The organism is Amycolatopsis panacis (assembly GCF_003600245.1).
Classification (GTDB): domain Bacteria; phylum Actinomycetota; class Actinomycetes; order Mycobacteriales; family Pseudonocardiaceae; genus Amycolatopsis; species Amycolatopsis sulphurea.
Genome location: NZ_QZFV01000010.1, coordinates 69,110 through 81,455, shown reverse-complemented (window position 1 = coordinate 81,455; position 12,346 = coordinate 69,110). Strand labels below are relative to the sequence as shown.

10 protein-coding genes and 1 pseudogene are annotated in these 12,346 nt (G+C 70.0%); 5 read left to right on the top strand and 6 right to left on the bottom strand.

Annotation, left to right across the window (positions count from 1 at the left end):
• Positions 1 to 90: 90 nt before the first annotated feature.
• Positions 91 to 1,998, bottom strand: coding sequence for a S9 family peptidase (locus D5S19_RS00845; RefSeq protein WP_120021405.1), 1,908 nt, complete (start codon positions 1,996 to 1,998; stop codon positions 91 to 93).
• Positions 1,999 to 2,147: 149 nt separating this feature from the next.
• On the opposite strand from D5S19_RS00845, the gene D5S19_RS00840 reads away from it, so the two are divergent.
• The 4 genes from D5S19_RS00840 to D5S19_RS00825 all read left to right on the top strand — a co-directional run bounded on the left by D5S19_RS00840 (position 2,148) and on the right by D5S19_RS00825 (position 7,200).
• A complete protein-coding gene (locus D5S19_RS00840) occupies positions 2,148 to 2,945 on the top strand; it encodes a helix-turn-helix domain-containing protein (protein WP_120021404.1) in 798 nt (265 codons plus the stop codon).
• Positions 2,946 to 3,584: 639 nt separating this feature from the next.
• Positions 3,585 to 4,367 (top strand): SDR family oxidoreductase, encoded by a 783-nt coding sequence (locus tag D5S19_RS00835; RefSeq protein ID WP_199730244.1) that lies wholly within the window; start codon positions 3,585 to 3,587, stop codon positions 4,365 to 4,367.
• Between the two features lie 29 nt (positions 4,368 to 4,396).
• Positions 4,397 to 5,842, top strand: a complete 1,446-nt coding sequence (locus D5S19_RS00830; protein WP_120021402.1) for an FAD-binding oxidoreductase — start codon at positions 4,397 to 4,399, stop codon at positions 5,840 to 5,842.
• Positions 5,842 to 7,200 carry an FGGY-family carbohydrate kinase gene (locus D5S19_RS00825; protein WP_120021401.1) on the top strand — a complete coding sequence of 453 codons (1,359 nt, stop codon included), beginning with the start codon at positions 5,842 to 5,844 and terminating at the stop codon, positions 7,198 to 7,200. Before D5S19_RS00830 ends, D5S19_RS00825 begins: the two co-directional genes overlap by 1 nt.
• Before the next feature lies 1 nt (position 7,201).
• Here D5S19_RS00825 and D5S19_RS00820 read toward each other — a convergent pair whose 3' ends face one another.
• Both D5S19_RS00820 and D5S19_RS00815 read right to left on the bottom strand, forming a co-directional pair.
• On the bottom strand, positions 7,202 to 7,756 hold the full coding sequence (locus tag D5S19_RS00820; RefSeq protein ID WP_233573639.1) for a glycerol-3-phosphate responsive antiterminator: 555 nt from the start codon (positions 7,754 to 7,756) through the stop codon (positions 7,202 to 7,204).
• Positions 7,757 to 7,900: 144 nt separating this feature from the next.
• Positions 7,901 to 8,774: pseudogene (locus D5S19_RS00815) on the bottom strand (TIGR03619 family F420-dependent LLM class oxidoreductase).
• A gap of 144 nt (positions 8,775 to 8,918) precedes the next feature.
• Here D5S19_RS00815 and D5S19_RS00810 point away from each other — a divergent pair.
• Entirely contained in the window at positions 8,919 to 9,719 is an 801-nt protein-coding gene (locus tag D5S19_RS00810; RefSeq protein ID WP_120021399.1) for a hypothetical protein, read from the top strand.
• 136 nt (positions 9,720 to 9,855) lie between these two features.
• Here D5S19_RS00810 and D5S19_RS32700 read toward each other — a convergent pair whose 3' ends face one another.
• The 3 genes from D5S19_RS32700 to D5S19_RS00795 form a co-directional block, all read right to left on the bottom strand.
• Positions 9,856 to 10,308 carry a hypothetical protein gene (locus D5S19_RS32700; protein ID WP_233573638.1) on the bottom strand — a complete coding sequence of 151 codons (453 nt, stop codon included), beginning with the start codon at positions 10,306 to 10,308 and terminating at the stop codon, positions 9,856 to 9,858.
• A 700-nt stretch (positions 10,309 to 11,008) separates the two neighbouring features.
• Positions 11,009 to 11,818, bottom strand: a complete 810-nt coding sequence (locus tag D5S19_RS00800) for an Fpg/Nei family DNA glycosylase (protein ID WP_120021397.1) — start codon at positions 11,816 to 11,818, stop codon at positions 11,009 to 11,011.
• Positions 11,818 to 12,291 (bottom strand): ribose-5-phosphate isomerase, encoded by a 474-nt coding sequence (locus D5S19_RS00795; protein WP_120021396.1) that lies wholly within the window; start codon positions 12,289 to 12,291, stop codon positions 11,818 to 11,820. Before D5S19_RS00795 ends, D5S19_RS00800 begins: the two co-directional genes overlap by 1 nt.
• Positions 12,292 to 12,346: the final 55 nt, after the last annotated feature.

Here is a 12,346-nt window from a genome sequence, read left to right as displayed (position 1 = left end):
AAAGGCTGTGAAGGGACCCTTCACGGACTCTGCGTCCGTGAAGGGTCCCTTCACAGCCTTCAGCCGGGGGGTGAGAACGCGCGGTTCGGCTCAGCCGGAACGGCCGCCGAGGTGATCCGCGAAATGACGTTCGATCGCGCGGAACATCCGGATCAGGTTCTCCGGGTTCCGGAAGTCGTGTCCCTCGTCCTCGGCGACGAGGTAGTCCACGGGGACCCCGCGGGCACGCAGTGAGCCGACGATGCGGTCGGATTCCGCTTTCGGCACCCGGGCGTCGCGCGCGCCCTGGACGACCAGCAGCGGGGTGCGGATCCGGTCGACCATCGTGCTCGGCGAGCGGGACAGCAGTTTCTTCTTCTGCGCCGGGTCGGCCGAGTCGCCCGCATAACGGTGCCAGTTCGCGCACAGGTAAGGACGCAGGATCGACGGCATCGCGTCGGTGAACGACACCAGGTTGGCCATGCCGACGTGGTCGACCGCGGCGGCGAAGTGGTCGGGAGTGACCGTGACACCGACCAAAGCCGCGTAGCCGCCGTAAGAACCGCCGTAGATGCCGAGGCGTTCCGGATCCGCGTAGCCCTGGTCGACAGCCCATTCGGTGGCGTCGATCAGGTCGTCGTGCATCTTGCCGCCCAGTTCGCCGACAGCGGCGGTCAGGTGGCGGCGGCCGTACCCGGTCGAACCGCGGAAATTCACTTGCAGCACACCGTAACCGCGGTTCGCCAGCACTTGCGCTTCGCGGTCGTACCGCCAGCTGTCGTGCGTCCACGGGCCGCCGTGCACCAGCAGCACGAACGGTAACGCGGTGGGCTCGACCCCGACCGGCAAGGTCAGGAATCCGTGCAGGGGCAGGCCGTCGCGGGCGGGGAAGGAGACCGCGGTCATCGGCGCCAGCTCCGACGGATCCAGGTGCGGGTACGGGCGGAACAGCAACCGGCTTTCACCGGTGCGATGGTCGTAGAAGTAGGTCAGGTCCGGTGCGCGGTCGTGGCTGAACGTCGCAACCCATCGTTGTTCCGCACGGTCCGAGGACACCGCGGCCAGCACGCCGTCGGACAGCTTCGCCAGCTCCGCGTACACCTCGGCGAAATGCGGGTCCAGCGCCTCGATCCGCGGCCGGTCGCCGACGAACCGTGCCGCGAGCACCTTCCCGGTGTACCGGCTGGTGAGCACCGACGGCGGATGAGCGACACCGGCGGCGACCGTACCCAGCTCGCACAGGCTGTGCCCGGGTACCGCGGCGACCACGGTCTCCTCGCCGGTCTCCGCGTCGACGCGGACCAGCCGCAGATCGTCGGTGTCCTGGTAGCTGCCCAGCAGCAGCCCCGTTCCGTCCGGCTCGGCGAGTACCGGGTGCACGCCGAGCGGGTGTTCCGCCCCGCCTGCCCGCCGGAGCAACCGCTCCACGCCACTCACCCGGTCGATCGCGTAGTACTCGCGCACGCCCTCTTCGGTCAGCGCCTCCCGGAAGACCGGCGTGCCCGATGCGTCGAACAGGAACGTGCTCCGCGGCTCCCGGATCTCCTGGTGCAGCACGGTTTCCCCGGTGGCGATGTCGACCCGGTAGTAGCCGAAGGCGAGCGCGCCGCCGTTCATCGCGACCAGCAGAATGCCCGGCAGCCCCGGCAGCAGCGTGAAGGCCGAAACCCGGCAGCCGGGCGGCAGCGGGGTCAAGTCCACCGGCTCCGCCCCGGGCACGTCCAGATCGACGCGGTAGAGGTGCCAGCCCTCATTGCCGTCGGCATCCCCGCGATAGAGCAGGCTGCCCGGATCGTCGCTCCAGCAGAACGCCGTGATACCCCGCCGGGCGTCGTCGGTCACGCATCGCGCGTCCCCGTGCTCCTCGCCGATCCCGCGCACCCACAGGTTCATCCGGCCGTGCGCCGGCGCGAGGTAGGCGACCCGCGTCCCGTCCGGGGACAGCTGCGCGGTGGAGAAGACCGGGTCAGCGAAGAACTCCGCGACGTCGATGAGCCTCGGCAAAGTCTGCACGGTCATCCGGTCTCCCCTCCGCTGGGTTCCTGCAGCACAGCCCATGCCGTTGGGGCACACTCAAGAGAAACCTGTCGTGACGGAAGTCACATGTTGACCATGCCGCAACGGCATGGTTTTCACTGGGGCCGAATCACCGGAACGAGAGGACGATCATGGCTTGGAGCACCCGCGAGATAGCCGAACTCGCCGGGACGAGCCTGCGTACGGTACGCCACTACCATGACGTGGGCCTGCTCCCCGAGCCGGCCCGGCGGCCCAACGGGTACAAACAGTACGGCGTCGCGCACCTGGTCCGGGTGCTGCGGGTCAAACGGCTCAGCGAACTCGGCTTCTCCCTCACCCAGATCGCCGAGATGGGCGAAGGTGACGAACATCCGCAGGAAGCACTGCACGCACTCGACGCGGAACTCTCCGCGACCATCACCCGGCTGCAGCGCGCCCGGGTCGAGCTGGGGTTCCTCCTGCGCGAGTCGACCGCGCCGGACCTGCCGCCGGAGCTGGCCATCGCCGCCCTCGACGCCGAACTCAGCGACGCCGACCGCTCGTTGCTCGTGGTGCTGTCCCGGGTACTGGGCCAGCAGGCCATGGAGGCCTTTACCCGGATGCTGCAGGACACCGCGGAGGACCCCACCCGGGCCGAGTTCGAGCACCTGCCCGACGACGCGGACGAGGAGACCCGCCAGGCGCTCGCCGAGCGGATGGCCCCCATCACCCGCGACCTGGTCGAACGGCATCCGAAGTTGCGGGAGATCGGGCTCGAGCCGCCCCATGGCGGCCCGTTCGCCGCGCAGACCGTGGAACGCGCGATCAAGGACCTCTACCGTCCGGCACAGCTCGACGTGCTCCGCCGGTTGGAGAAGGAGATCGAGCGGACGAACCCGCTGCACTCAGCCGAAGCGGATGCCGCGCGGCCGGCCCCGAAGGCAATCCCGGAAGCACCGCCCCGCTGAGTACCGGGGCCACTTCCACCCGGGTCAGCAGGGTGTGCCAGCCGTAGCCGGCCAGGGCGAGGACAAGCAGCACGACCACCGCCACGGCGACCGTCCCGTTCGTTCCGTCCTCCCGGCTGCGCACCGGGGCCACCCTGCCGCACCGGCGCTGTGCGCACGCTGAGAAGACCATCAGCAGCACCGGCTCCAGCACGCCGAGCAGCCTCGAACAGGCCGGTCGCGACCGTCGGGAACACCGGCGCCCCGGCCAGAACGTTCACCGTGAACGGGACGATGAACGGCAGGAAAGTGCGGGAGCGCCGCGACCGGAAGAGTTGAGCCGCCCGCCCCAGGCGGGTACCAGGTGCAGGAGCACGAGCAGCACGGTGGCCACCGCGAACGGGCCGCAGGTGCGGGCGGCGAGACGGCCGGGAACCCTGGCCCGGCCAGGCCGATGCGGACCGCCCGGAAATCACAGCGCCGTCTTGACACTCCGCAGCGACCGTGGTTACGCTGCCGACCACAACTGAAAATCATGTTACTAGAGACGCAGAGAACAGTAACCCCATGGCACAGACGGGGAAACTGTTCTCTTTTTTTGTTCCCGGAACACTCGCGGCGAGAAGCCGTTTCCGGGGCGCGCCGAGCAGAAAGGCACGATTGACGTTGGAGATCCGGGACTTCTCCCTCGACCTGTTCTCCCTGCGCGGCCGCGCTGCCGTGGTCACCGGGGGCAACACCGGGCTCGGCCGCGCCTTCACCGTTGCCTTGGCCCAGGCCGGGGCGAACGTCTTCGCACCGACCGTGACCGACGACGACGGCGAGACTCGCGAGCTGGTCGAGAAGGCCGGCGCCCGGCTGGAGACGCTGGAGATCGACCTGACCACCCCCGGTGCGCCCGCCGAGGTCGTCGAGTCCTGTGTGGACCGGCTCGGCTCGGTCGACATCCTGGTCAACTCCGCGGGTATCTCGAAGCTTGCGCCGGTCGCCGAATTCGGCCGGGAGCACTGGGATCCTATGCTCGCGCTGAACCTCACCGCGCCGTTCGAACTCGGCCGGCTCGCGGGAGCGCGGATGGTCGCGCAGGGCCACGGAAAGATCATCAACATCGCCTCGCTGTTCTCTTTCCTCGGCGGCCAGGGCTCCCCCGCCTATGCCGCGACCAAACACGGCATCGTCGGCTTCACCCGTGCCTATGCCGACGAACTCGGCGCCCACAACGTGCAGTGCAACGCGATCGCCCCCGGCTATTTCGCCACGCCGATCACCGCACAGACCCGCGCGGACCCGGTCGCCAACCAGCGCGTGCTCGACCACATCCCGGCCGGGCGCTGGGGCGAATCGGGCGACCTGATGGGCGCGGTGGTCTTCCTGGCCGGCCGTGCCTCCGACTACGTGAACGGGCACGTCCTCACCGTCGATGGCGGCTACCTCACCCGATGAACCGAAACCCTGACGGAGCAAAGGAAATCATGGACATCACCGTCGTCCTCGGCCGGCTGCGCGACCTCGTGGGCGCGGACCGCGTGGACACCGACGAACAGCTGCTGCGCGAGGCGAGCGTCGACCGGTTCAAGAAGTACACCGCGGTGCACGGCGTCTACGACGGCCCGTTCCCGATCGCCGTCGTGCGCGCGGGCAGCACCGAACAGGTCGCCGCCGTGCTGGCGTTCGCGAACGAGCATGGCGTCAACATCGTCCCGCGCACCGGCCGCACCGGCACCGAAGGCGGGCTGGAGACCAGTTTCGACCGCACCGTGGTGCTCGACGGGTCCGAAATGGACGAGATCGTGCACATCGACCCGGTCGACATGCTGGCGACCGCGCAGTGCGGGGTTCCGCTGCGGGTACTGGAGGAACGCGCGCGGGAACTCGGCCTCACCACCGGCCACTCGCCGCAGTCCAAGCCGCTGGCCCAGATGGGCGGGCTGGTCGCGACCCGCTCGATCGGCCAGTTCTCCACGCTGTACGGCGGAATCGAGGACATGGTCGTCGGGCTGGAGGCGGCGTTCCCGGACGGCAGCGTCAGCCGGATCAAGAACGTGCCGCGCCGGGCCGCCGGGCCGGACATCCGGCACGTGGTGATCGGCAACGAGGGCGCGCTCTGCTATGTCACCGAAGTCACCGTGAAGCTGTTCAAGTATCAGCCGGAGAACAACCGTTTCCACGGCTACCTGATCGACGACGTACGTACCGGGATCGAGCTGCTGCGCGAAGTCATCGTCGAGGGCTACCGCCCGTCGGTCGCCCGGGTCTATTCCGAACAGGACGCCGCGCAGCACTTCTCGCATTTCGAGGACGGCAAATGCGTCGCGATTTTCCTCGCCGAGGGACCCGCTCCCCTCGCCGAAGCGACCAGCACCGCGATCGAGGAGATAGTCGGGAAATACCGGCACGAGAAGGTGGACCCGCGGCTGATCCGCGAGTGGTTCGGCAATCTCAACTGGGGACCGGACAAGATCCGCGCCGAACAGGAAACCATGCTGGCCGAACATCGCCTGGGCTACACCACCGAGGTGTCCGCGAACTGGTCGGTGATCGGCGACATCTACGACGCGGTGATCTCCCGGATCACCAAGGAATACCCGCATTTCGAAGATCTCACTATGCTCGGCGGGCACTCCTCGCACAGCTACCAGAACGGGACGAACATGTACTTCGTCTACGACTACCGGATCACCTGTGAGCCCCGCGAGGAGATCACGAAGTACCACATCCCGCTCAACGCGATCATCGTCGAGGAAACGCTGGCCCGCGGCGGATCCATGGTGCACCACCACGGCATCGGCAAGTACCGTACACAGTGGACCGAACAGGAGCACGGCACCGCGTACCCGATCCTGCGCAGGCTCAAAGAGGTCTACGACCCGAAGGGAATCATGAACCCGGGCACCGTTTTCCCCGCCGGGGAACGGTGATGACGCGGTATCTGCTCGGCATCGACAACGGATCGCAGAGCACCAAGGTCACCATGTTCGACGAGCGCGGGGCGGTCCACGCCAGTGCCCGGGTTCCCTTGCGTCCCAACGACACCCCGCGCCCCGGCGTGGTCGAGCACCCGGACGAGGACCTGTGGGATTCGATCGGCGCGGCGACCCGTGCCGCGCTCGCCTCGTTCGACGGCCGCCCGGAGGACGTCGCGGGCGTCGGGCTGTGCACGATCCGGTTCTGCCGGGCGCTGCTGCGGGCCGACGGCACGCTCGCCCAACCGGTCCTGAGCTGGATGGACGAGCGCGTCTCCCGGCCATATGAGCACACGAACCCGGAAGTGCGTTACGTCAGCGCCTCCTCGGGTTACATCACCGCGAGGATGACCGGCCGGTTCCGCGACACCGCGGCGAATTACCAGGGCATGTGGCCGATCGACACGGACACCTGGTCCTGGGTGGACGAACCGGCCATCCCCCGGGAGATGCTGTTCGACCTGGTGGATCCGGGCGAACTGCTCGGCACGGTCACCGCGGAGGCCGCCGCGCACACCGGCCTGCCGATGGGCACGCCGGTGTTCGCCACCGCCAACGACAAAGCGGTGGAGGCGCTGGGCAGCGGGCTCGCCGACGACCGCAGCCTGCTGCTGTCGCTGGGCACCTACATCGCCGGAATGACCACCGGCTCGCGGAATGTCCCGGACGCCAAGGCGTTCTGGACGAACTTCGCCTGCCGTCCCGGCCGGTACCTCTACGAGAGCCACGGCATCCGGCGTGGCATGTGGACGGTCAGCTGGCTGCGGGATCTGCTCGGCGACGAGGAAGCACTCAACGCGGGCGCGGCCGAAGTGCCGCCCGGCTCGGACGGGCTGATCGCGGTGCTCGACTGGCTGGCCCCCGTCGAAGCACCCGACCGCAAAGGCGCTTTCCTCGGCTTCGACGGCAGGCAAGGCCGGTTCCATCTGTACCGCGCGGTGCTCGAAGCGATCGCGCTCACCTTGTGCGGCAACGGCGCCGCGATGGCCGCGGAGCTGGGCACGGAATTCGACGAGGTGCTCGTCTCCGGCGGCGGCGCCGGATCGGACGCGCTGATGCGGATCGTCGCGGACGCCTTCGGCAGGCCCGCCCGCCGTGCCCAAGGCGGGGCGGAACTCGGCGCGGCGATCTGCGCCGCGGTCGGCCTCGGTGTCCACTCCGGATTCGACGAAGCGGTGGCGGCAATGGTCCGGCCGGGCGAGCGATTCGCCCCGGACCCGGGCACCCACGAGCTGTACCGGCGGCTGCAACAGACGTACGAGCAGGTACGCGGCTATACCGATCCCCTGTTCGGCTGGCTGGCCCGGCAGTGAGCTACATCACCCAGACGTCCACATTGGACGTCGCGATCGCCAGGGCGCCCGCACCGAGCGCGGCGAGCACGTCGTCCTTGTCGCAGACCAGGCCGCCGGCGATGATCGGCACCTCGGTGTCCGCCTTCAGCCAGGTGATCACCCGGGGCACGCAGCCGGGCAGGATCTCGACGTAGTCCGGCCGGGAGATCGCGAGCTGCCGGCCGAGGTTGTGGTAGGAGATCGAATCGACGAGGAAGAACCGGTGCACCGCGAACAACCCGCGGGCCTTGGCCGCCTTGACCAGCGCAGCCTTGCTGCTGAGCACCCCGTCGGCGGCCGTCTGCTGGGCCACGAAGTCCACCGCGATGTCCCGGCCGACCAGCCCTTCGACGAGATCCACGTTCACCAGCACGGTCTTGCCCGCCGCACGCAGCCGCTCGACCAGCTCGGGCAGGGTAAGGATCGACCCGAAGAGCAGGAACACCACCGGCGGCCCGGACGCCACGGCTGCCGCCAGCCCCGCCTCGTCCTTGACACTCGCGACGACCGGGTGGTCCAGCAGGAGTTCACGCACCGTCCCACTATGACACGAATGCACTACAGGCCAAGGAAAGGCGGTCCTTTGCCGACGCGGCCGGCGAATACCGAGCGGACCCTCCTGCAGTCAGGTGTGGATGCAGCGGGGCCTGCGCCCGCTCGGTGGTCGCGGGCTCCCCGGTCACCCCTCGAACCTGGCGATGATCTCCTCGCCGAACCTGCGGATCGCGTCCACCTTCGGCCCGGCCGCCGCGTCGAAGCCGAGCCCCTCGAACACCCACGGCATGGTGATCGCGTCGGTCACCCCGGCCGCCTCCTGCTCGCGGAAACCGTCGAACCCGAACCGGTCCACGCACACCGCCTGGAACTCGAACGGATCGTGCTCGCGCCCGCGTTCGGCGAGCAGGACCTTGAGCCGGCCGATGGTCTCGCGCAGCTGGTCGAGCGTCATCATCGCCGACGACCACCCGTCCGCGACCCGGCCGCCCGGCGCAGCGCGGCGTCGGTGTGCCCGCCGATGGAGAACGGCACCCGCTTCGGCGGGGCTGGGCTCATCTGCAGCCTGCCGAAGTCGAAGAACTCGCCGTGATACTCGACCATCCCGCCGTCGAGAATCAGCCGCAGCACCTCGATCGCCTCGTCGAACCGCCTGCCGCACGGCGCGTACGGCGCGCCGCACCATTCGAACTCCTCTGGCGCCCAGCCGATGCCGACCCAGGACCGAACCGGCCACCGGTCAGCACCTCGACCCAGGCGACCTGCCGGGCAAGCAGCACCGGATTGCGGGAACCGAGCTTCGGCACCGAGGTGGAGAACTCGATCCGCTCGGTCACCGCACCCATCGCGGCGGTCGCCACCAGCGGGTCGGCCCAGGGCGTGTCCGCGTCCCAGAAGCGGCTGCCGTCCGGCGTGTACGGGTAGGCGGCGGAGACCTGTTCGGAGTAGAAGAGCGAATCCGGCAGCACGATCGAGGAGAACCCCACGTCCTCCGCCGCCCGCGCCGGCTCGCCCAGCTGATCGAGCGGGTTCATCGCGATCGACCGGGAGAACCTCATGCCGCGGGACCATAATGTGTTCCGGCCCACCCGGCCATCGGCCGGTCGGTGCGGCCGGCGGGAACTTCCCGGGTAGCGTCCGCGTTGTCCGATTCAAGAGGCGGTCACCGTACCGCCGAGTTCGCAAGAGACACGGAGTAACCCATGGGCACCGCGATCCTGCTGATCGTGCTGGTCGTCGTCATCGTCGGTGGTGGGCTGTACTTCGCCCGCGCGCAGCGCGCCGCCCGGCAACGGCAGCTGGAGGACGCCAAGGCCGACGCGCGGCGGCTGGTGGAGCGCCTCGGCGGCCAGGTACTCAACATCACCGGCACGGATACCGCCTCCCAGCAGGCGATGGCGGATGCGAGCGAGCGCTACAACGCCGCCGGTTCGCAGCTTGAGCAGGCGCAGACGGCGGAGCAGGCCCGGCTGGTCAAGGAGACCGCGATCGAGGGCCTGTACTACGTCCGCGCCGCGCGTATCGCGATGGGCATGGACCCCGGCCCGACCCTGCCGGACGAGGCCGAACGAGAGCGCGCCGGCAAGGTCACCGAACACCGCTCGGTCGACGTCGAGGGCCAGAACTACCAGGCCTCCCCGGACCCCGGCCAGGACACGCCGTACTACTACCCCGGCGGGCGGGTGGCCGGCCGCCCGGTGCCGGAGGGCTGGTACAGCGAGCCGTGGTGGAAGCCCGCACTGGTGGCCGGTGCCTGGGGCCTCGGCTCGATGTTCCTGTTCAGCGCGATGTTCTCCGGGATGGGCGGCATCGCCAGCGCCTCGGCCTGGGAATCGGGCTACGACGCGGGCCAGCAGGACGCCATGGATGCCGGCGGCGACGCAGGCTTCGACGGCGGCGGCTTTGACGGCGGCGGTTTCGACGGCGGCGACTTCGGTGGCGGCTTCGATGGCGGAGGTTTCGACGGTGGCGGTTTCGACGGCGGTGGCGGCTTCGACTTCTGACCACCCGCACCCGCCGCGGTGACCCCCTGACGTTCCGGCCGGGTCCCCATCCCGGACCCGACGACGTCCCGGCCCCTCCCGCGCGGATCCCCCGGACCGGCTTTCCCGGCCCGGCCACGAGTTTCGGCCGCCCCGCTCAGTTTCGCGGGGCGGCCGAGCCATTTCCGCCCCGGGTGGAGATCGCTCCGGCACCGCACGGCACCCCCGGCACCTGACCTTCGAGGGGGTGACCTCTGACGAGTGACCTCCGGCGCGTACGACGGCTTTCGCGTACGCCCTCCGTAGGCAAGACAGCGCGCCCGGCACCTAGGCCACACCCGGCTTCCAGCACACCAGCACACTCGACGCAGTCGACCCACTCGACCCAGCCGACGCAGCCGACGCAGCCAACCCAGCCGACCCAGCCGCATGCCCAGCACTCCCCGGCCACACCAACCCGGCACCCGCTGCGCCCCGCTGCGCCCCGCGGCACCCGCGGCACCCGCGGCACCCGCGGCACCCGCAGCACCCGCAGCACCCGCAGCACCCGCAGCACCCGCAGCACCCGCAGCACCCGCAGCACCCGCAGCACCCGCAGCACCCGCAGCACCCGCAAGGATCCTCCGGCACTGCCCTACCTACCTGCCGACCGCGCGGGCACAGCTCCCCGGCACACCCACATGGCGCACCGACCCACCTCGGTCATTCCGAAACGCCCAAACCAAGTCCGTGAAGGGACCCTTCACGGACTCTGAGTCTGTGAAGGGACCCTTCACAGACCCGAAACCGGTCCGGCGCACGCCACGAGGTGGTCGCACACACCTCCGCATCGCCCACCGCCGGGCCCCCCGACCAACTTTGCCGACACCCTGGACTTAAAGGCGGTGAAGGGACCCTTCACAGACTTGAAAATCGTCCCTTCAGGCAGGAGCCGCGCCGCACCCCGCCGCACCTGCACGACCCCACACACCGACTCGACAGACCGCCGCACCCGTTCACCCACCAGTGCCCCACGGCCCCACCATCCCGGCCGCTCACGCTGACCCGGCCACGCCCCGGGCTCGGCCCGCTCCCCGGCCCCGACCACTCACCAGGCCCCGAACCCAGCCACTCACCCGGCCCAACCCAACCCGGTCCGGCCCAACCCAACCCGGTCCGGCCCAACCCGGTCCGGCCCAACCCGGTCCGGCCCAACCCGGCCCGGCCCAACCCGGCCCGGCCCAACCCGGCCCGGCCCAACCCGGTCCGGCCCAACCCGGTCCGGCCCAACCCGGCCCACCCCGGCCCCGGCCCCGGCCCCAACCACCCGATCAACCAGGCTGGCAGGTAGGGCACCAATACAACTTCCGCCCCGCCAAGTCCTGATACGCCACCGCGGTTCCGCACACCAGGCACGGCATCCCGGTGCGCCGGTAGACGTACACCTCGCCGCCGTGCCGATCTTCGCGCGGGGCGCGGCCCATCGCGGCGGGCAGGTGTTCCGGGGCGACGGTGTCGATCCGTCCCACTCGCACGCCGGCGCGCATCAGGGTCACCAGGTCGGCCCACATGTCGTCCCAGAGCGCACGGTCCAGCGCGCGGCCGGGGACCAGCGGGGCGACGCCGTGCCGGAACAGTACTTCGGCGCGGTAGACGTTGCCGACCCCGGCCAGCACGGCCTGATCCATCAGCAACGCGGCGACGGACGAGCGCGAGCGGGAGATCCGCTCCCACGCCCGGTCCGGTTTCGCGTCGCGGCGCAGCGGGTCGGGGCCGAGACGGGCCTTGATCGCGTCGACCTGGGCGGCGTCGAGGAGTTCACAGCGGTTCGGGCCGCGCAGGTCGGTCCAGTGTGTCCGGCCCGCCAGCCGCATCCGCACCTGGCCGACCGGATCCGCTTCGGGCAGCGTCGATTCGGCGAACGTGCCGTACAGACCCAAGTGGACGTGCACTGTCCCAAGTGGACCATAGTGGTGGAACAGGTGCTTCCCGTGCGCTTCCGCGGAGGTCAGCACCTGGCCATCGAGCTTTGCCGCTTCGGTGGTGAAACGGCCTTGCGGGCTGCCGACCGAGACCGGCGCACCCGCGTACCGGCGCTGATGCAGTCGGGCCAGCCGGTGCAGCGTGTGCCCTTCGGGCATCAGGCCTCCGGCAGCGGCGGCGGGGTGCCGGTGTGCTCGTAGTCCAGCAGCTGCCGGACCCGGCGCGCGTGCCGCTCGTCCGGCGACGGCGGGGTGACCAGGAAGGCCTCGACGATCTCGGTCGCCTGGTCCTCGGTGTGCATCCGCGCACCGACGCCGAGGAGCTGGGCGTGGTTGTGCTCACGGCACAGCTTCGCGGTCTCGACACACCAGCCGAGCCCCGCCCGCGCACCGGGCACCTTGTTCGCGGCGATCTGCTCGCCGTTGCCGGAACCGCCGATCACGATCCCGAGGCTGCCCTCGTCGGCGACCACGCGGCGGGCGGTCTCCACGCAGAACGCCGGGTAGTCGTCGGCCGCGTCGTAGACATGCGGGCCGACGTCGACGATCTCGTGGCCCTGCTCGCCGAGATGGCGGACGAGGTGGTTCTTCAGCTCGAAGCCGGCGTGATCGGATCCCAAGTAGACGCGCACAGGCCGGAGTCTGCCACCCCATCCCGCACCCGGCATGCTCCGGGGGTGAACATCA